Below are 18,357 nucleotides of genomic sequence, written 5' to 3' on the forward strand. Positions count from 1 at the left end.
GCGGACGCCCCGCGGCCCTCACACCGCCCGTTCGCCGGCCGCCACCGCCTTCGCCCAGCGGTAGTCGGCCTTGCCGCTCGGGGAGCGCTGGATGTGGTCGGTGAAGACCACCGCGCGCGGGACCTTGTAGCCGGCCAGCCGGGTCCGGCAGTGGTCCTGGAGGGCGGCCAGGTCCAACGGGGCGCTGCCGTCGCGGAGTTGCACCACCGCCGCGACCCGGTTGCCCCACCGGTCGTCCGGGACGCCCGCCACCAGCGCGTCGTAGACGTCCGGATGGGCCTTCAGGGCCTGCTCGACCTCCTCCGGATAGACCTTCTCGCCCCCGGAGTTGATGCACTGCGAGCCCCGGCCGAGGACGGTGACGATGCCCTCCTCGTCGACGGTGGCCATGTCGCCCAGCAGCACCCACCGGTCGCCCCGCGCCTCGAAGAAGGTCTCCGCGGTCTTCGCCGGGTCGTTGTAGTAGCCCAGCGGTACGTGACCGCACTGCGCGAGCCGGCCCACCTCGCCGGCCGGCACCGGCTCGCGGGTCGCCGGATCCACCACGGCCGTACGGGAGTTGACCCGCAGCCGGAACCCCTTGGCGGGGCCCGAGTCGTCGGTGGCGGTGCCGTTGAAGCCGGACTCCGAGGAGCCGAAGTTGTTGAGCAGCACCACGTTCGGCACCAGCGCGGTGAACTGGGCGCGTACGGTCTCGGAGAGGATCGCGCCGGAGCTGCTGACGCTGAACAGCGAGGAGCAGTCGGTGCCCTTGAGCGGCCCGGCGAGCGCGTCGACGAGCGGGCGCAGCATCGCGTCGCCCACCAGCGAGACGCTGGTGACCCGCTCCCGTTCGACGGTCCGCAGCACCTCCTCGGGCACGTACTTGCGGTGCAGGACGACCTTCTGGCCGAAGTGGAAGGCGATGAACGCGGTCAGGGTCGAGGTACCGTGCATCAGCGGGGGAGTGGGGAAGAAGACGATCCCCTCGCCGCCGGCCGCGACCCGTTCGGCCAGCTCCTGCGGCCGGGTGACCGGATCACCGGTCGGCGCCCCGCCGCCCATGCCGGAGAAGAAGAGGTCCTCGTGCCGCCACATCACGCCCTTGGGCATACCGGTGGTGCCGCCGGTGTAGATGACGACCTGGTCGTCGGCGGAGCGCGGCCCGAAGCCGCGCGCCGGTGAGCCGGACGCCTCGGCGTCCGCGAGCGCGACCGGCGCGAGGGCCGGTTCGGGGGCGCCCTCCGGCGGGGTGCCGACCCGGACCAGGTGCCGCAGGCGCGGCGACCGCGGCAGGGCGGCGGCCACCCGCTCGGTGAACTCCGCGTCGAAGACCAGTCCCACCAGGTCCGCGTCCCGGTAGAGGTACACCAACTCCTCTTCGACATAGCGGTAGTTGACGTTCACCGGCACGGCGCGGATCTTCAGGCAGGCGTACACCGCCTGGAGGTAGGGGACGCCGTTGTAGAGGTGCAGTCCGACGTGGTCCCCGGGGCCGATGCCCCGGCCGGCGAGGTGGTGGGCCAGCCGGTTGGCGGCGCGGTCCAGCTCCGCGTAGGTCAGCCGCCGCTCCGCGCCGGTCCCCGGGTGGTCGAGGTACACCAGGGCCTCGCGGTCGGGAACGGTGTCCACGATCGACTCGAAGAGGTCGGCAAGGTTGTACTCCACGTCTCCTCCAGACCGGGCGGCGTCGGCGCAGGGGAGGCCCGCGGGTCCGGACCCCGGCGGTCATTAGAGCGCCGCGGGCGGGAGCAGGGAAGGGGCCCGGCGCAAGTAATCTGACTACCTGTCAGAAAAGCCTTGAACTCACCGTGCGGCTACTGCAACCTGTTCTCGTTCCTGCAGACGGGAGACCGCAATGGGTGGGACGGAACACCTCACCGTGCAGCGCGAAGGCGCCACACTGGTGCTCACGCTCAACAGGCCCGACGCCAAGAACGCACTCTCGCTCCCCATGCTCGTCGGCCTCTACGACGGCTGGCTGGCGGCCGACGAGGACGACGCGATCCGCTCGATCGTGCTCACCGGCGCCGGCGGAGCGTTCTGCGCCGGGATGGACCTCAAGGCCCTGGCCGGGAAGGGCATGACGGGACAGCAGTACCGCGACCGGCTCACCGCCGACCCCGACCTGCACTGGAAGGCGATGCTGCGGCACCACCGCCCACGCAAGCCGGTGATCGCCGCCGTCGAGGGGGCGTGCGTGGCGGGCGGCACGGAGATCCTCCAGGGCACCGACATCCGGGTCGCCGGGGAGTCCGCCACCTTCGGGCTCTTCGAGGTCAGGCGCGGCCTGTTCCCCATCGGCGGCTCGACGGTCCGCCTGCAGCGCCAGATCCCGCGCACCCACGCCCTGGAGATGCTGCTCACCGGCCGCCCCTACACCGCCCGCGAGGCCGCCGGCATCGGCCTGATCGGCCATGTCGTCCCCGACGGCACCGCGCTCGCCGAGGCCCTGGAGATCGCCGAGCGGATCAACGCCTGCGGCCCGCTCGCCGTCGAGGCCGTGAAGGCGTCGGTGTACGAGACCGCGGAGCTGACCGAGACCGACGGCCTCGCCGCCGAACTCACCCGCGGCTGGCCGGTCTTCGACACCGCCGACGCCAAGGAGGGCGCCCGCGCCTTCGCGGAGAAGCGGCCGCCCGTGTACAAGCGCGCCTGACCCGAGGAGCCACCGATGCCCGCAGTCCTCAAAGCCCCGCTCGTCGTCGAATTCCCCTTCACCCGCTCCCTCGGCCCCGTCCAGAGCGCCTTCCTCACCGGCCTGCGCGAACGCGTCGTCCTCGGCGTGCGGACCGGCGACGGCCGCACCCTGGTCCCGCCGGTCGAGTACGACCCGGTCACCGCCGAGGAGCTCGGCGACCCCGGCGGCCTCGGCGGCCTGGTCGAAGTAGCCCCCACCGGCACCGTCACCACCTGGGCCTGGAACCCCGAGCCCCGCCGCGGCCAGCCCCTCGGCACCCCGTTCGCCTGGGTCCTGGTCCGCCTCGACGGCGCCGACACCGCCCTGCTGCACGCCCTCGACGCCCCCGGCCCCGAGGCGGTGCACACCGGCATGCGGGTCCGCGTCCGCTGGGCGGAGGAACGCACCGGCGCCATCACCGACCTCGCCTGCTTCGAGCCGTACGACGGCGACCCGGCCGCACCCACGGGACACACCGGTACCTTCGAGGACCCGGTCACCGGCATCATCGCCCCCGCCCGCCTCGACTACGTCTACTCGCCCGGCCGCGCCCAGTCCGGCTACATCGACGCCCTCTCCGGCCGGCGGACCGTGGGCGAACGCTGCCCCTCCTGCCGCAAGGTCTACGTCCCGCCCAGGGGCGCCTGCCCCACCTGCGGCGTCGCCACCTCCGAACAGGTCGAGGTGGGCCCGCGCGGCACCGTCACCACCTACTGCATCGTCAACATCAAGGCTGCGCACACGGCGAATCTCGACATCGAGGTCCCCTACGTCTACGCCCACATCGCCCTCGACGGCGCCGGCCTCGCGTTGCACGGCCGGATCGGCGGCATCCCCTACGACCAGGTGCGGATGGGCCTGCGCGTCGAGCCGGTGTGGACCGAAGGGGGCCGCTACCCCGACCACTACCGGCCGACCGGTGAACCCGACGCGGAGTACGACACCTACAAGGAGCTGCTGTGACCCGTGAGATCGCGGTCGTCGCCTTCGCCCAGACCGACCACCGGCGCACCAGCGACGAGCTCTCCGAGGTGGAGATGCTCCTCCCGGTGCTGCACGAGGTCCTCGACCGGACCGGCCTGCGGACCAGCGACATCGGCTTCACCTGCTCCGGCTCCTCCGACTACCTCGCCGGTCGCGCCTTCTCCTTCACCATGGCCCTCGACGGGGTGGGCGCCTGGCCGCCGATCTCCGAGTCGCACGTCGAGATGGACGGCGCCTGGGCCCTGTACGAGGCCTGGACGAAGCTGCTCACCGGCGACGCCGACACCGCCCTCGTCTACGCGTACGGCAAGTCCTCGCCCGGCTCCGTACGCGACGTCCTGACCCGCCAGCTCGACCCGTACTACGTCGCGCCCCTGTGGCCGGACTCCGTCGCGCTCGCCGCGCTCCAGGCGCAGGCGCTCATCGACGCGGGCGAGACGGACGAGCCCGCCCTCGCCGCGATCGGGGCCCGCAGCCGTGCGGACGCCGAGGCCAACCCCCGTGCCCAGCTGAGGGGTTCGGTGCCGCAGGGCGACTACCTCGTACATCCGCTGCGTACCGGCGACTGCCCGCCCATCGGCGACGGGGCCGCCGCGGTGATCCTCGCGGCGGGGGAGCGGGCCCGTCAGCTGTGCGCGCGGCCCGCCTGGATCCGCGGCATCGACCACCGCATCGAGGCGCACGGCCTGGGCGTCCGCGACCTGACCGACTCGCCCTCCACGCGCCTGGCCGCCGAGAAGGCCGGCGCCTTCGAACGCCCCGTGGACTCCGCCGAGTTGCACGCGCCCTTCACCTCGCAGGAGGTCGTGCTGCGCAAGGCCCTGCGGCTCGGTGACGAGGTACGGGTGAACCCGTCCGGCGGCGCCCTCGCCGCCAACCCGATCATGGCCGCGGGGCTCATCCGCCTCGGTGAGGCCGCCGCCGCGATCCACCGCGGTGCGTCGGACCGGGCGCTCGCCCACGCCACCTCCGGCCCGTGTCTGCAACAGAACCTGGTCGCCGTACTCGAAGGGGATCCGCGATGAGCAAGGAACCCGTGGCCGTCGTCGGAGTCGGCCAGACCAAGCACGTGGCGGCGCGGCGGGACGTGTCGATCGCCGGACTCGTCCGGGAGGCGGCCCAACAGGCGCTCACGGACGCCGAGTTGACCTGGGCCGACATCGACGCCGTGGTCATCGGCAAGGCGCCGGACTTCTTCGAGGGCGTGATGATGCCCGAGCTGTACCTCGCCGACGCGCTCGGCGCGGTGGGCAAGCCCATGCTGCGCGTGCACACGGCGGGTTCGGTCGGCGGCTCCACCGCGCTGGTCGCCGCCAACCTGGTCGCGGCCCGCGTCCACGGCACCGTGCTGACGCTGGCCTTCGAGAAGCAGTCGGAATCCAACGCGATGTGGGGCCTGTCGCTCCCGGTCCCCTTCCAGCAGCCGCTCCTCGCCGGCGCCGGCGGCTTCTTCGCCCCGCACGTCCGCGCGTACATGCGCCGCACCGGCGCCCCGGACACCGTCGGCTCGCTCGTCGCCTACAAGGACCGCCGCAACGCCCTCAAGAACCCCTACGCCCACCTCCACGAGCACGACATCACCCTGGAGAAGGTCCAGGCCTCGCCCATGCTCTGGGACCCGATCCGCTACTCCGAGACCTGCCCGTCCTCCGACGGCGCCTGCGCGATGATCCTCACCGACCGGGCCGGTGCCGCGCGCGCCCCGCACCCGCCGGCCTGGATGCACGGCGGGGCGATGCGCAGCGAGCCCACCCTCTTCGCCGGCAAGGACTTCGTCTCCCCGCAGGCCGGCAAGGACTGCGCCGCCGACGTCTACCACCAGGCCGGCATCACCGACCCGCGCCGGCAGGTCGACGCGGTGGAGATGTACGTCCCCTTCAGCTGGTACGAACCCATGTGGCTGGAGAACCTCGGCTTCGCCGACGAGGGCGAGGGCTGGAAGCTCACCGAGTCCGGCGTCACCGAGCTCGACGGCGATCTCCCGGTGAACCCCTCCGGCGGCGTCCTGTCCACCAATCCGATCGGCGCCTCCGGCATGATCCGCTTCGCGGAGGCGGCCCTGCAGGTGCGCGGCCGGGCGGGCGAGCACCAGATCGACGGCGCCCGCCGGGCCCTCGGGCACGCCTACGGCGGCGGCTCGCAGTTCTTCTCCATGTGGCTGGTCGGCGCCGAACCGCCCGCCACCTGACGGCACCACCGACCCGCCCCGCCACGTCCTCTGTCCGTCCCCGGGCACAGTGGTTAGGCTGACCGCGGACGACCGGACCGGGAGGAGCGGCGACGTGGCCGACAGCATCACCGAGCAGCGGCTCGCGGGCGGGCCCAGGCCCGACCTCGACCTGACCCAGGCCGAGTGGCAGTCCAGCAGCCAGGGCGTGGGCGACGTCCAGATCGCCTTCGTCGAGGGCTACATCGCGATGCGCAACCGCCGCAGCCCGGAGATCCCGGCGCTGATCTTCAGCCCCGCCGAGTGGCGCGCCTTCGTCCTCGACGCCCGCGACGGGGAGTTCGACCTCACGTAGCCCCGGGGGCGGGGCGGCCGCCGTCAGGTGAGCACCACGCACCCGTTCGCGCGCAGCGCCCGGACCGGCTCCGCACCGTCGTCCACGGCGTTCCAGCGCAGATCCAGCTTCTCCAGCGACGGGAGCCGGGTGATCCACCGCGGCAGCTCCGCGATCCGGTTGCCGCGCAGATCGACCCGGGCCAGCCGGGGGAGCGCGCGCAGCGCCCCCGGCACACCGGGCAGGGCGTTGTCGCGCAGTTCCAGCACCCGCAGCTCCTGCAGCGCGTCGACGCCCGCCGGCAGCCCGGTGAGCGCATTGCCGCCCAGCCACAGCTCACGCAGCCGCCCGAGCCGCCCCAGCGACGCCGGGAGCTCGGTCAATCCGGCCTTCCGGGCCCGGAGTTCGACCAGCGCGGCCATCCCGCCCAGCGTGTCCGGCAGCCGGCCGAGCGGGTTCTCGCCGACGTTGAGGTAGCCCAGCCGGTCCAGCCCGCCGAGGGCGTCCGGCAGGGCGGTGAGGCGGTTGTCGTGCAGATAGAGGTAGCGGGTCAGCCCGGTCAGCTCGCCGATCTCCTCGGGGACCCCGGCCAGCGCGTTGTGGCCGAGGTCGAGGGTGTGCAGCGCCCGCAGCCCGCCCAGCGCGCCCGGAACCGAGGTCAGCGCGTTGTCGGCGAGGATCAGCACCTCCCAGTCGTCCCGCCGCCACACCTCGGGCGGCACCGAACTCAGCCCGGCCTTCCAGAAGTTGAGCGTGCGGGGCGAGGCGAGCATGCGGAGTCCCTCCAGGAGGACGAGGACGAGGACGAAGACGGGGGAGGGTGCGGCGCGGCCGGCACGCCGGAGGGGCGGAGGCCCGTTCCCCTACGGCCAGTCGAGCAGCTCCGGCAGCGCGGCGGGGCGATCCGACCGGCGGCACTCCAGCGCCCGGTGCGGGTCGCGCCCGGCCAGCCAGGCCGCCAGGTCGGTGAGGTGGCCGCGTACGGTCACCTCCGGCGCGCCGGTGGCACCGTACTCCCGCCGGAACGCCTCGTCCGTTGCCGCCAGCACCAGGTGCACGTCCTTCGGGGCGCGCGGCGCCAGATGGCTCAGCAGGTGGTGGCAGAGCCCGTGCGACCAGTCCTGCGGGCCGAGGCCGAGCCGGGCGTCCGCGGTGTGGATCTCCAGCTCCCGCCACCAGGCCCACTGCACCGTGCGCAGATCGCCGTCCCGGTAGCGCACCGGGCGCGACCAGTCGGCCGGGCCGACCGCCGCCCAGGCCGCCGCGGACTCGTCCAGCGCGGCGCCCACCGCGTCCCGGAGGGCCGCGGCGTCCCGCACCGCACCGGCCTCGATCCCGGCCGCCCGCTCGGGGCGCCCGCCGTCGTACAGCTCCACCAGCTCACCGCGCAGCGCGTACCGGGCCTGCCGGGCCGTGGCCCGGGCGATGCCCTCGATGTGCGCGAGGACATGGGCGCGGGACCAGCCGGGCAGCGCGCTCGGTGCGCGCACCGCGGCCTCCGTCAGACCGGGCAGCAGCGCCCGCAACCGCTCCTGGCCCGCCTCGATCGCCTCCCGGACGGTCTCGGCCGACAAGGTGGGTTCCTTCGTCACTGCCACAGCAGCTCCTTCGTCCAGTGCTCGCCGGTCCGGCAGGCGGGCCGACCGGGTGCTCAACACCTGGACTCCGCACCGCAGTTGACGGACAGCGGGCAGCTTTTCCCCAGGGGTTCCCCCTCCGGACCTAATGGTTGCCGGTGAGGTTACCATTAGCCTCATGACCGCAACACGGCTCGCACTGGATCTCGCCGTCACCATCCGCCACGACGGCCACGGCGGTGTCACCGACGACCTGGCCGACCCGGACGGACTCACCACCTGGATCGCCGAGCGGGCCGCCCTGCTCGACTGCGCCGCCGAACCCGTCACCGCCGACCCGGCACTGCACACCGCCGTACGCGAACTGCGCGCCGCGGTCCGCGCGCTCTTCGCCCGCGCCGTCCGCCCCGGACCGCCCAGCTCCGCCGACGCCCACCGGCTCCTCCCCGAGGACACCGCGCTGCACCGGCTCAACACCGCCGCCGCCCTCGTCCCCACCTCCCCGCAGCTCAGCTGGGAGCCCGGCGCCCCGCCCGCACTGCGGCTGCACCCGCACGGCACCCCGCCCGCCGCCGACCGGATCGCGGCCGCACTGGCCCGCGCCGCCCTCACCTTCCTCGCCGGCCCCGACCGCGACCGGCTGCGCGCCTGCCCCGCCCCGCGCTGCGTCCGCTACTTCGTCAAGGACCACGCCCGCCAGGAATGGTGCAGCCCCTCCTGCGGCAACCGCGCCCGGGTCGCCCGCCACCACGAGCGGCACAAGGAAGGACGGCGCGACCCCTCGTAAGGTGGCGGCATGACCGGTGAACGCGACCTTGTGACCCTGCTGAGCGGGATGCGCCCCGAGCTGAACGAGGGCCGGTACGTCTTCACGACCGTGCGCGGCGCGATCCCCGCCGGACTCGCCCCGGTCGTCACCGTCGCCGAACCCGAGGGACTGACCCTCGTCCTGCGCCAGGAGGAAGCCGACCGCACCGGCCTGCCGTACGACTACGTCGCCGGCTGGATCACCCTGCGGGTGCACTCCGCACTGGACGCGGTCGGGCTCACCGCCGCCGTCGCCACCGCGCTCGCCGACGCCGGCCTCAGCTGCAACGTCGTCGCCGGCTTCCACCACGATCACCTCTTCGTGCCCCACGAGGCGGCCGACGAGGCACTGCGCCGCCTCGGTGAACTGGCCGGACGGGCCTGAACCCGCCCGCCCCGCACCCCGCCCGCCCGGCCCGTCCGCGAGCCGCCCAGCACCCCGACGTCCGGCGCGGCGGGCCCGGCCGGGCCACGTACGATGGCGGCATGTCCTTCCTCCGCCGCCGCAGCGCAGCCACGCCCGCCGGTCCCGACTTCGACGTTCTCGCCATGGACCCGGGGGACTGGCCGGGCAATCTGGGCGCCGGGCTGCTGCCCGCACCCGACGGGAGCTGCCAGGGCGTCTTCCTCCGCTACGACCTCTTCGGCGGCCGCGGCCCCGCGATGATCATCGGCAACCTCCCGGAGGGCTCCCCGGCCCGCGAGCTGGAGGACGACCAGGTGCCCTTCGAGGTCGCCCAGCTGCTCGCCGCGCTCGGCAACGACGAACCGGTCACGGTCGTCGAGAGCGAGGACACCCCCGTGATGCACGACGACAACCTGCTGATCGTCAAGCGCATCAAGTGCTCCGAGAGCCGCATCTCCTGCGCCCAGTTCGACCGCAGCGACGGCGTCCTGGTCACCATCGCCAGCTGGGACCGGCCGATCACCGACGACCTCTACGCGCTGCTCAAGCCGCTGCCGGCGGAACTCTTCCAGCAGGGCTGACACCCCGCGCACGAACGGACCGCGCCCGGCGGACGGAAGCCCGTCCGCCGGGCGCGGCGTGCCACCCGGTCACCCGGCTAGGAATGCGACCGCCGCACGTCCACGTCGGCCGCCCGCACATAGCCCACCCGGTGCCCCAGCTGGATCTCGTAGTAGACGTCCTCGCCCTGGACGATCGTGTGCTTCGAGACGTCGAACGTCGGCGCGTAGAAGTACTCGCCGGTGACCCGGCCGCCGACCGCGTACCGCTGCCCCGCCGCGATCGTGTACGGCAGCGGGGAGACCGACTGGTACGGAACCCCCGCCGGATAGGCGGCCTTCTCCGGGTACGCCCGGCCGTACACCGGGATCTCCTCGCGGCCGGACTTCGGCGTGGCGACCAGCCCCTTGGCGTTCACCGCCGTCGGCGCACCGTGCGGATTGCGGAACCACGCGACCTGCCCGAGGTACCAGATCGCGGTCCAGTCACCGTCCCGGCCCGCCAGCGCGAACCGCTGCCCCGTCGTGGCCCGGGCGCCGGTGTCGTTCACCCCGTCCGTCGAGTCGCTGCCGTCCTGATGCAGCCCGACGTCCTTGACCAGCGGAGCGCTCTCGCTCGGCGCGGTGTGCAGCCGCACCGCGGCGGAACCGTGCGGCGCGCAGGCGTCCCCCGGCTTCGCGCAGCCGGAGTAGCGCGGCCGGTTGCGGTCGTAGTCCGGGAGGATGGTGACCAGTCCGCCGTGCTTGCCCGCCGTGGCGTGGAACGGCTTGCCCAGCAGCTCGAAGTAGTGCGCCCAGTCCCAGTACGGCCCGGGGTCGGTGTGCATCCCCGGGATCGTGGACGTCGTCGTACCGGGCACGTTGTCGTGGCCCAGGATGTGCTGCCGGTCCAGCGGCACGTCGTACTTGCGGCTCAGGTACTTCACCAGCCGGGCCGAGGACCGGTACATCGCCTCCGTGTACCAGGCGTCCGGAGAGGCCAGGAAGCCCTCGTGCTCGACGCCGATGGAGTGCGAGTTCACGTACCAGTTGCCGGCGTGCCAGGCGACGTCCTTGCCCGGTACGTGCTGGGCGATCAGCCCGTCCGAGGAACGCACGGTGTAGTTCCAGGACACGTACGTGGGGTCCTTGATCAGCTTCAGCGTGACGTCCCACGACCCCTCGGTGTCATGGATGACGATGGTGTCGACCTCCTGGTCCCGCGGCCGGTCCGCCTTGTCGTGGTTGCCGTAGTCGTGGTCGCCGAACTCCTCGTACGGCGCCGGGACCGACTCGCAGGCCACGTCCCCCGGGCACTCCGGCCCGTGGTCGCCACCGGGCGCCGAGGCCCTGGTGGCAGCGCCGCCGAGACGTTTCTGCTGCCCGGCGTCGGGGACCAGCCCGGGGGCCGCGGACAGCCTGACCCGCTGCCCGGCGTCGGTCGTCCGCGCCTCGCCCCGGCGGATCACCGAGAACACCTCGTCCGCGAAGGCCTTGCCGGCGCGCGCATCGTCCTGACCGCCGTAACGCGCCACCGCCGCGTACCAGCGGGCCGGACCGCCCCCGGCGGACAGCCCGAGCCCGCGCTGCTCCGCGGCGAGCAGCGCCGCCCCGCCCAGCACGTTCGCCGCCGGGTCGGTACGCAACCGCTCGGCCGGCAGCCCGGTCAGCCGGGCCGCGGCCGGCAACGTACGCAGCCGTGCCGGGAGTTCGGCGGGCAGCGCGGCCTGCTGCGCCGCGCCCTCCGGGACCCGCTTGCGGGCACGCGAGGCGTCGCCCCGGGCGTCCTCCGCGCCCGCGCTGAACTCCGGCGCCCGCGCCAGCGCGGTCCGGGCGTCGGTCAGATGCATCGGGCCGTAGCCCCCGGAGACACTCGGCGCGCCGCCGTGGCCGTCCCACCGCGACTCCAGGTACGAGACGCCGAGCAGCACGCTGCGCGGCACATGGAAGCGGGCCGCGGCCTTGCTGAAGGCCCGCTGCAGGGCGTCCGTCCGGGGCTGCCCGGCGCTCGCGGACGGTGCTCCGGAGAGCGGCAGCAGCAGCACCGCCGCCGCCACCGCGGTGGTGGACCTGCGCAGGGCGGGGCGATGGGTTCTCTTGTCTTCCGGGGCGGATCCTCGCAAAGCAGCCTCCTCGAGCCGGCCCGAGCCGGGCGGTGTGACGGATGGTGCAGTGCACCAACGGCCGTACGGGATGGACCCGAGAGTAGAGCCCCGTGGGGCCGCAGAGCCATAGCTGGGCCGACGGCCCGTCACCTACCGCGTCGGTTCGGGATTTCGCATGTCAGAGCATCTCCAGAGGAGCCTTCCCGGACCGCCGCCCGGCCTGCGGGGCGTCAGTGGAATGGACCAATGACCGCGCGGCGCACATGGGTGAGCGGCGCCTCCCGCAAACCGGGTGCGCCGCTCACAATCCCCCTCGGGGAAGTGCCCGCAGACGAGGCACTCCCCCCGGGCGGTCAGCGGGTGCCGACCGCCGCCCGTACCGCACGACGGGCCATCTGGCAGTCGTCGTGCAGCCGGCGCAGGAGCAGCCGCTGCTCCTCGCCCGCCGAAGGGACGCCGGGTTGTCCCGGGCCCGGAGTCACCGCCGGCGTGGGTTCGCGCATGGTCCGCTGGACCGCGGTTTCGTAGCGCCGGATCTCCCGGGTGAGGATCAGCATCAGATTCACCAGGAAGGAGTCCCGCGAGGCGGGGCCGGCGTTCTGGGCGAGCTGGCTGATCTGACGGCGCGCCACCGGGGCGTCGCCGAGCACCGACCACAGGGTCGCCAGGTCGTAGCCCGGGAGGTACCAGCCGGCGTTGTCCCAGTCCAGCAGCACCGGGCCGGCGGGCGACAGCAGGACGTTGTTCAGCAGCGCGTCGCCGTGGTTGAACTGGCCCTGGACGTGCGACAGACCGTGCATCAGCTTCTGCAGGTCACCCAGGTCGCGGTCGGTGAGCAGCCCCAGGTCGTGGTAGCGGCCGATCCGGCCGGCGTAGTCCAGCGGGGCGTCGAACAGCCCGGCCGGCGGACGCCAGTGGTTGAGCTGGCAGACCGCGCCGATCGCGGCGCGGATGTCGGCCCGGGGCGGCGCCTCGGCGGGGTGGCGCGTCATGGCCGCGACCCGGCCGGGCATCCGCTCGATGATCAGCGTGCAGTTGTCGGGATCCGCCGCCACCAGCCGCGGCACCCGTACCGGCGGACGATGCCGGACGAATGCGCGGTATGCGCTTATTTCCTGCCGGAACCTTTCCGCCCACGCGGGGGACTGGTCCAGTAAACACTTGGCGACCGCGGTCATACGGCCGGTCGTGCCGACGAGGAGGACGGATTTCCCGCTCCGGCGCAGCACCTGCACCGGATTGAACTCCGGACAGATGCGGTGCACCGAGGCGACCGCGGCGCGCAGCTGTGCGCCCTGGGGCCCGGACAAGTCGAGTCTCCCGCTGAGCGGTTGGGTGCCCGTCCCCTGTGCCCGCCGGGTCCGGCCGCCGGACATACCGGGGACCGCCCCCGCGGAAGGAGCGGGGGCGAGGTACGGCCCGCTCCCCGTCGGGTGCGGGCGGTGCGGCCGGGCGGGGGCGGTCACGGCGGACGATGCTGCATACATGGGTGAGACAGATCCCTTCGTGCGCCGACGAGTTGCGTGCGCTCCCCGGCCCGGTGGAGGGAACCCGTGAACGGGCCCCGTGCAGGAGGCCGATCCAGGGTCCCTGTGAAGGGCGCGCACCCTGGGGAATGCGGTCCCGCCACCGGGCCGGGGGCGGCACGTCTACAGAACACTCGGCTGCGGGTGGCAGACCATCTGGCGCAGGGTGGCGAACCCTGGCGAATGGACCCGGTGCATGTCACCGGCCGTTACTGTCAACTCAGTCGAGGAACCTGGGGGCTTGACGTGGACAGGCAGCCGAACACCCGTCTCGCGGACCTTTTCGGCCTGGCCGGCTGGTCCAAGGGAGAGCTGGCGAGGCTCGTCAACCGGCAGGCGGCGGCCATGGGCCATCCGCAGCTGGCGACCGATACCTCGCGAGTGCGGCGCTGGATCGACATGGGGGAGACCCCCCGGGATCCCGTGCCCAAGGTCCTGGCTTCGCTGTTCACCGAGCGCCTCGGCCGTGTCGTAACCATCGAGGACCTCGGGTTCGCCAGAACCGGTCGCTCGGGGAAGCGGCAGGCCATGGACGGTCTGCCGTGGGCTCCCGAACGGACCGCTGCGGTCCTCACGGAATTCACGGGAATGGACCTCATGCTCAACCGACGCGGCTTGGTGGGTGCGGGCGCGGCGCTCGCCGCGGGCTCCGCACTCACCGGCGCCATGCACGACTGGCTGCACACCGACCCGGCCCCCACCGGCGCCTCCCGCCACGACGACCCGTTCGCTTCCGACTCCTTCGACGACTTCGACCAGATCGGCCTCGACCGCTATGAGGCGGCCCCTGTGGGGTCGCAGGAAATCGACGCGCTGGAGCACTCGGTGGAGGTCTTCCGCGCCTGGGACGCGGCCCGCGGCGGCGGGCTGCAGCGCAAGGCGGTGGTGGGCCAGCTCAACGAGGTGGGCGGCATGCTCGCCTACCGCCATCCCGACCACCTCCAGCGCCGGTTGTGGGGCGTGGCCGCCAACCTCGCCGTGCTGGCCGGCTGGATGTCGCACGACGTCGGCCTGGAGCCCACCGCGCAGAAGTACTTCATCATCGCCGCCCATGCGGCCCGCGAGGGCGGCGACCGCCCGCGCGCCGGTGAGGCCCTCTCCCGCGCCGCCCGTCAGATGGTCCACCTGGGACGCCCGGACGACGCGCTGGACCTGATGAAACTCGCCAAGTCCGGTTCCGGCGAGGAGACCCTGCCCCGCACCCGCGCCATGCTGCACACCATCGAGGCCTGGGCGCAGGCGTCCAAGGGCCAGGGCCAGGCGATGCGCCGCACCCTGGGCGAGGCCGAGGAGTTGTTCGTCTCGGACAAGGGCGACGTTCCGCCCCCGTGCTGGATGCAGATGTTCGACGAGGCGGACCTGCACGGCATGCAGGCCCTGGCGTTCCGCACCCTCGCCGATCACGACCCCGCGGCCGCCAAGATCGCCCAGCACCACGCCAAGCAGGCACTGGCCCTGCGGGAGGGCGGCCGCCAGCGGTCGCAGATCTTCGACTACATCTCCATGGCCTCGGCCTGCTTCATCGGCGACGACCCCGAACAGGCCGACCGTTACGCCAGGTTGGCCCTGGTGTCCATCGGTGAGAACTCCTCCCACCGCACCTGGGACCGGCTCCGCGAAATGTTCCGGCTCACGGGCCAGTACGCGAACTACGCCAAGATCCAGGACCTGCGCGAGGAGATCCAGCATGTCCTGCCGAAGCCCAGGCCCAAGTCCAAGGAATCACGGCTGGGCCCGGGCATCGGCACGGGCCTGGGGCCGAACCTCTCGGTCTGACCTCCCCCGACCGCCGCTGACCCCGCTCCGTCGACCCAGGGCCCCTTGCGGGTCGGGTCGGACGGCCCCCTGGCTCATGGGTCCGACGACCTCATGCGTCACGGGTCCGTCCCCCGACGGCTGCCCGCCTCATGCGTGCGGGGCGGCCGGCTCACCTGACGCCGGTCCGCCCTCGGCTACCGCGGTGTGTGTCAGTCGCCGACCCTGGCGATCAGCACGCACGCGTCGTCCTCGCGCTCGGCACTGCCGAACTCCTCGACGACGATGCGGACGCTTTCCTGCGCACTGCGGGCCGCGGCGAACCGCGGTGCCAGTGCCAGGAGCCGCTCGGCACTCTCCAGGCCCGCGCCGGTGCCGTACGCCCGGCAGGGCGCCAGTCCGTCGGTGTGCAGCACGAGCAGGTCACCGGGCTCCAGTTGCTCGGTGCGCTGGGTGTACGCCGCCCCCGACGTCGCCCCCAGCAGAACGCCCTCGGGCGGGTCCAGCGCGCGCCCCGTGCCGCCGCGGAAGAGCAGCGGTGCGGGGTGCCCGGCCTGGGCCCATTCCAGCGTCCGGGTCGCCGGATCGAACGTGCCGCACATCGCACTGCCGAGCGCCGGCTGGGCGGCGGTGTCCAGCAGTTGGTTGAGCAGCCCCATCAACTGCTCCGGCCGGTGGCCGGCGACCGCCATACCGCGCAGCGCGCCGAGCACCATCGCCATCCCCGACGTGGCCGCGACGCCGTGCCCGGTGAGGTCGCCGACGCTCAACAGCGTCCGGCCGTCCGGGAGTTGCATCGCGTCGTACCAGTCCCCGCCGATCAGCGTGTGGGTGCCGGACGGCAGATAGCGCCCCGCGAGGTCGAGGGTGACCCTGCCGTCCTGCGGGAACCGCAGGGAGCCCCGCCACGGCGGCAGCACGGCCTCCTGCAGCTCGACCGCGAGCCGGTGCTCGGTCTCTGCGATCTGCCGCTCGCGGTGCAGCGATTCACGGGTCTCGCGCACCGCCTGCTGGCTCCGGCGCAGCTCGCTGACGTCCCGCAGTACGGCCCACATGCAGGCCGTACTGCCGTCGGCTTCCAGCACCGGCTCGCCCACCATGTGCACCGTGCGCAGGCTCGCGTCCGGGCGCACGATGCGGAACTCGCCGTCGATCGGCCGGCCGTCCACCAGGCAGTCGGTGACCATCGTGGCCAGCCCCTCCTGGTCCTCGGCGTGCACCAGGGACGGCAGTTCGTCGAGGGTCAGCGGGCCCTCGGCGGGGGACCGGCCGAAGATCGCGAACAGCTCGTCGGACCAGCTGGCCTCGTCCGTGAGCAGATTCCACTCGGCGCTGCCCACCCGGCGCAGCAGCGCACCGCGCGCGGGGGGCCCGAGCTCGGCCGGGACCTCCGGTACCTCGGCCGCCGGCTCCGGGGCGTCGTCACTCTCTGTGGGCAGGCCCTCTCTGAGCTGGTCGAGATGGCCCCCGAGATCGTCGAGGTGGTGTACGGCGAGATCGCACAGCGCCCGCTGCCAGCGCAGCTGCGGGTCGGGGGTGAGGCCGGTGTCCACCGTGGACTCCCGGCGCACCGCGTCGAGGCCGCCGCGCAAGCGGCGCGCCTGCGTGATCAGGGCCTCGACCGTGTCGCGCTCGGGGGGCCGGTCGGCTGGGTGGTCCGCGAAGAGAGGGGACGGCATGACGTACTCCGTGATCAGGCGGCGCCGGGCTGAAGGGCCGGTAACGACTGTTGCACAGGCGGCGACCGTGCGTAAGGGATTTGGCACTACCCGATACGGTGGTGCACCTGACATATGCCTCCGGCCTCCCTTGGCAAGCCGGGGGAATCGGCGGAATCACAGGTTCCAGGCTAGGCTTCGGCCGCCGTACTGCAGGCGTTGCTGCCGATCCATGGTGGGAACGAGGCATACGGCCCGTGGTCACCGGCAAGAATGCCGGTCAGCGGAAATCCCGTTGCCAGCCCGTCCCCCGCACCGGATGCTGACCTCATGTTCGATCCAGACATAGCGCCCAGTGGCACCCTGCTCGGCCTCCTGCAGCGAGGCCGCGGCGACGGGACCCTGCACGCCCTCGCGGCGCCGCGGGCCGAGGCGCTCGCCGCGCTCAACGACAGCGTGCTGCGCGACCCCCGGCGCGACTGGCAGGTGGAGAACCGCTCGCTGTACTACGCGCGCCTCTACATGCAGCTCGACGGTGGGCTCGAGGAGATCGAACGGCACCTCTTCCACCCCGACGACCGCACCGACACCGGCGAGGAGCGCACCGGCCTGGCCCTCGCCGTCCTCGGCCACCTCGCCGCGTACGGCAGGGACGCCGCGCGGCTGCTGCTGCGCAGCTACGCCGCGGTCGGCAGCAACTGGCGCTGGGCCCTGGACGAGCTCGCGCTGCGTGACGACGACGCCGGGCTGATGTCGCTCGCCCCCGCCGTCCTCGCCCGCTTCCCGGAGACCGAGCAGGGCCGGGCCGACCTGGCCACCGCGGTCCGGGACGCCTTCGAGCCCCGGCCCTGGCGGCTGTGGGCCGAGGACCCCCGGTACGGCCCGCGGCTGGCCGCCGCCGGTGAACAGGGCTCCTTCGACCGCTGGCAGCGTCAGCTGCGACCGCGCGGACCGCGCCCCGGCTGGGGCGTCACGGAGGTCCTCCGGTGGGCCGAGCAGGGGTTGGAACTGGAGGACGCGGAGCACCGGTACCTCGCCGCCGCCCGCTGCCTGGCCGCCGTCGTCGGCCCGGACGACCGCCCCGAGCTGCTCCGGGCGGCGCGCAGCGGCCCGGACGCGGCGCGCGCCGTGGTGCTGCACCACCTCGCCGAGCGCGGCGACCCGGACGTCCTCGACCTGATCGAGGCCGCGGTCACCTGCCCGTTCTCCTCCGAGTCGCTGATCACCGCCGGACTCGCCGCCTTCGAACGCATGCGGAGCGTGGCTGCCGTCGAGCGGGCCCGCGGCTGGGCGCCGCGTACGGACCGGCTGGGTGCGTCGGCCGCCGCCGTGCTCGCCCGCCGTGGCACGCAGCGCGACGCCGAACTGGTGCTGGCCGCGCTGCGCCGCACCGTCCGCGAGGAGGGCCCGGACGCCGCCGGCCTGTGGGAGCTGGTCGACGGCACCGGCCGCCTCGGCGTCGCCTGCGCCGCGCCCGTACTGCGGCACATCTACCGCGAGACGTCCTCCTCCCACCTGCGCGGCCGGGCCGCCGCCGCGCTCGCCGCGACCGACCCCGGCTTCGCGGCGGGTTTCGCCGTCGAGTGCCTCTGGGACTGCGAGGAGACCACCCGCGAACTGGCCGCCCGGCATGCCGCCACCGGCGACGACCGGGTCGTCGAACAACTCCGCCGACTCGCCGCCGACCCCGCCGAGGAGGCCGAGGTCCAGACGGCGGTGCGCAGCAGATTCGGTCCCGATGCGTCGGCGGTTTGACCTCCCACGTACCCGTCTGCGGCGCCGCGGGGCTTGCTCGCCGTTGCGCTTTGCGGCGCCCCGCACGTAGTTGGCCGTCCCGCCG

The 18,357-nt window shown here is 73.5% G+C and carries 16 protein-coding genes; 10 read left to right on the forward strand and 6 right to left on the reverse strand.

The annotated features are described in order from the left end of the window. Positions 1 to 18 precede the first annotated feature (18 nt). Positions 19 to 1,647, reverse strand: a complete 1,629-nt coding sequence (locus tag OJ254_RS22290; RefSeq protein ID WP_265363751.1) for an acyl-CoA synthetase — start codon at positions 1,645 to 1,647, stop codon at positions 19 to 21. A 190-nt stretch (positions 1,648 to 1,837) separates the two neighbouring features. Here OJ254_RS22290 and OJ254_RS22295 point away from each other — a divergent pair, with 190 nt between their 5' ends. The 5 genes from OJ254_RS22295 (at position 1,838) to OJ254_RS22315 (ending at position 6,165) form a co-directional block, all read left to right on the forward strand. Further along, entirely contained in the window at positions 1,838 to 2,638 is an 801-nt protein-coding gene (locus OJ254_RS22295; RefSeq protein WP_265363752.1) for a crotonase/enoyl-CoA hydratase family protein, read from the forward strand. Positions 2,639 to 2,653: 15 nt separating this feature from the next. Beyond that, the gene (locus OJ254_RS22300; protein ID WP_265363753.1) at positions 2,654 to 3,622 is read left to right on the forward strand and encodes a Zn-ribbon domain-containing OB-fold protein; all 969 of its coding nucleotides are present in this window, start codon (positions 2,654 to 2,656) and stop codon (positions 3,620 to 3,622) included. Further along, positions 3,619 to 4,668 carry a thiolase domain-containing protein gene (locus OJ254_RS22305; RefSeq protein WP_265363754.1) on the forward strand — a complete coding sequence of 350 codons (1,050 nt, stop codon included), beginning with the start codon at positions 3,619 to 3,621 and terminating at the stop codon, positions 4,666 to 4,668. Before OJ254_RS22300 ends, OJ254_RS22305 begins: the two co-directional genes overlap by 4 nt. Further along, positions 4,665 to 5,831, forward strand: a complete 1,167-nt coding sequence (locus OJ254_RS22310) for a thiolase domain-containing protein (RefSeq protein ID WP_265363755.1) — start codon at positions 4,665 to 4,667, stop codon at positions 5,829 to 5,831. The genes OJ254_RS22305 and OJ254_RS22310 overlap by 4 nt, the downstream gene beginning before the upstream one ends. 94 nt (positions 5,832 to 5,925) lie before the next feature. Beyond that, the gene (locus tag OJ254_RS22315; protein ID WP_030798778.1) at positions 5,926 to 6,165 is read left to right on the forward strand and encodes a DUF397 domain-containing protein; all 240 of its coding nucleotides are present in this window, start codon (positions 5,926 to 5,928) and stop codon (positions 6,163 to 6,165) included. Between the two features lie 23 nt (positions 6,166 to 6,188). Here the strand turns inward: OJ254_RS22315 and OJ254_RS22320 are convergent, their stop codons facing one another. Beyond that, the gene (locus OJ254_RS22320; RefSeq protein WP_265363756.1) at positions 6,189 to 6,917 is read right to left on the reverse strand and encodes a leucine-rich repeat domain-containing protein; all 729 of its coding nucleotides are present in this window, start codon (positions 6,915 to 6,917) and stop codon (positions 6,189 to 6,191) included. 90 nt (positions 6,918 to 7,007) lie between these two features. Beyond that, positions 7,008 to 7,742 carry a maleylpyruvate isomerase family mycothiol-dependent enzyme gene (locus OJ254_RS22325; RefSeq protein ID WP_265363757.1) on the reverse strand — a complete coding sequence of 245 codons (735 nt, stop codon included), beginning with the start codon at positions 7,740 to 7,742 and terminating at the stop codon, positions 7,008 to 7,010. Between the two features lie 157 nt (positions 7,743 to 7,899). On the opposite strand from OJ254_RS22325, the gene OJ254_RS22330 reads away from it, so the two are divergent. From OJ254_RS22330 to OJ254_RS22340, 3 genes are all read left to right on the forward strand, one after another. Further along, the gene (locus OJ254_RS22330; RefSeq protein WP_265363758.1) at positions 7,900 to 8,508 is read left to right on the forward strand and encodes a CGNR zinc finger domain-containing protein; all 609 of its coding nucleotides are present in this window, start codon (positions 7,900 to 7,902) and stop codon (positions 8,506 to 8,508) included. A 9-nt stretch (positions 8,509 to 8,517) separates the two neighbouring features. Continuing rightward, positions 8,518 to 8,913, forward strand: coding sequence for an ACT domain-containing protein (locus OJ254_RS22335; protein ID WP_030411305.1), 396 nt, complete (start codon positions 8,518 to 8,520; stop codon positions 8,911 to 8,913). A 101-nt stretch (positions 8,914 to 9,014) separates the two neighbouring features. After that, positions 9,015 to 9,515, forward strand: a complete 501-nt coding sequence (locus OJ254_RS22340) for a hypothetical protein (protein WP_042160224.1) — start codon at positions 9,015 to 9,017, stop codon at positions 9,513 to 9,515. Positions 9,516 to 9,592: 77 nt separating this feature from the next. Here OJ254_RS22340 and OJ254_RS22345 read toward each other — a convergent pair whose 3' ends face one another. After that, positions 9,593 to 11,596 (reverse strand): N-acetylmuramoyl-L-alanine amidase, encoded by a 2,004-nt coding sequence (locus tag OJ254_RS22345; protein ID WP_265363759.1) that lies wholly within the window; start codon positions 11,594 to 11,596, stop codon positions 9,593 to 9,595. Between the two features lie 335 nt (positions 11,597 to 11,931). Beyond that, positions 11,932 to 13,065 carry an aminoglycoside phosphotransferase family protein gene (locus OJ254_RS22350; protein ID WP_265363760.1) on the reverse strand — a complete coding sequence of 378 codons (1,134 nt, stop codon included), beginning with the start codon at positions 13,063 to 13,065 and terminating at the stop codon, positions 11,932 to 11,934. Between the two features lie 285 nt (positions 13,066 to 13,350). Here OJ254_RS22350 and OJ254_RS22355 point away from each other — a divergent pair, with 285 nt between their 5' ends. After that, positions 13,351 to 14,880, forward strand: a complete 1,530-nt coding sequence (locus OJ254_RS22355; RefSeq protein ID WP_265363761.1) for a DNA-binding protein NsdB — start codon at positions 13,351 to 13,353, stop codon at positions 14,878 to 14,880. A gap of 191 nt (positions 14,881 to 15,071) precedes the next feature. Here OJ254_RS22355 and OJ254_RS22360 read toward each other — a convergent pair whose 3' ends face one another. Further along, positions 15,072 to 16,538: a PP2C family protein-serine/threonine phosphatase gene (locus tag OJ254_RS22360; RefSeq protein WP_265363762.1), complete on the reverse strand. Its 1,467-nt coding sequence runs from the start codon at positions 16,536 to 16,538 to the stop codon at positions 15,072 to 15,074. Between the two features lie 309 nt (positions 16,539 to 16,847). On the opposite strand from OJ254_RS22360, the gene OJ254_RS22365 reads away from it, so the two are divergent. Then, positions 16,848 to 18,272, forward strand: coding sequence for a HEAT repeat domain-containing protein (locus tag OJ254_RS22365; RefSeq protein WP_265363763.1), 1,425 nt, complete (start codon positions 16,848 to 16,850; stop codon positions 18,270 to 18,272). Positions 18,273 to 18,357 lie beyond the last annotated feature (85 nt).

Origin of the sequence: Streptomyces endophytica (genome assembly GCF_026153355.1) — a bacterium.
Classification (GTDB): Bacteria; Actinomycetota; Actinomycetes; order Streptomycetales; family Streptomycetaceae; genus Streptomyces; species Streptomyces endophytica.

What these genes read in the sequence shown, in the direction of transcription:
- OJ254_RS22295 (WP_265363752.1), top strand. Translation starts at nt 1,838, where the DNA reads ATGGGTGGGACGGAACACCTCACCGTGCAGCGCGAAGGCGCCACACTG.
- OJ254_RS22300 (WP_265363753.1), top strand. Translation starts at nt 2,654, where the DNA reads ATGCCCGCAGTCCTCAAAGCCCCGCTCGTCGTCGAATTCCCCTTCACC.
- OJ254_RS22310 (WP_265363755.1), top strand. Translation starts at nt 4,665, where the DNA reads ATGAGCAAGGAACCCGTGGCCGTCGTCGGAGTCGGCCAGACCAAGCAC.
- OJ254_RS22320 (WP_265363756.1), bottom strand. Translation starts at nt 6,917, where the DNA reads ATGCTCGCCTCGCCCCGCACGCTCAACTTCTGGAAGGCCGGGCTGAGT.
- OJ254_RS22330 (WP_265363758.1), top strand. Translation starts at nt 7,900, where the DNA reads ATGACCGCAACACGGCTCGCACTGGATCTCGCCGTCACCATCCGCCAC.
- OJ254_RS22335 (WP_030411305.1), top strand. Translation starts at nt 8,518, where the DNA reads ATGACCGGTGAACGCGACCTTGTGACCCTGCTGAGCGGGATGCGCCCC.
- OJ254_RS22340 (WP_042160224.1), top strand. Translation starts at nt 9,015, where the DNA reads ATGTCCTTCCTCCGCCGCCGCAGCGCAGCCACGCCCGCCGGTCCCGAC.
- OJ254_RS22350 (WP_265363760.1), bottom strand. Translation starts at nt 13,065, where the DNA reads ATGTATGCAGCATCGTCCGCCGTGACCGCCCCCGCCCGGCCGCACCGC.
- OJ254_RS22360 (WP_265363762.1), bottom strand. Translation starts at nt 16,538, where the DNA reads ATGCCGTCCCCTCTCTTCGCGGACCACCCAGCCGACCGGCCCCCCGAG.
- OJ254_RS22365 (WP_265363763.1), top strand. Translation starts at nt 16,848, where the DNA reads ATGTTCGATCCAGACATAGCGCCCAGTGGCACCCTGCTCGGCCTCCTG.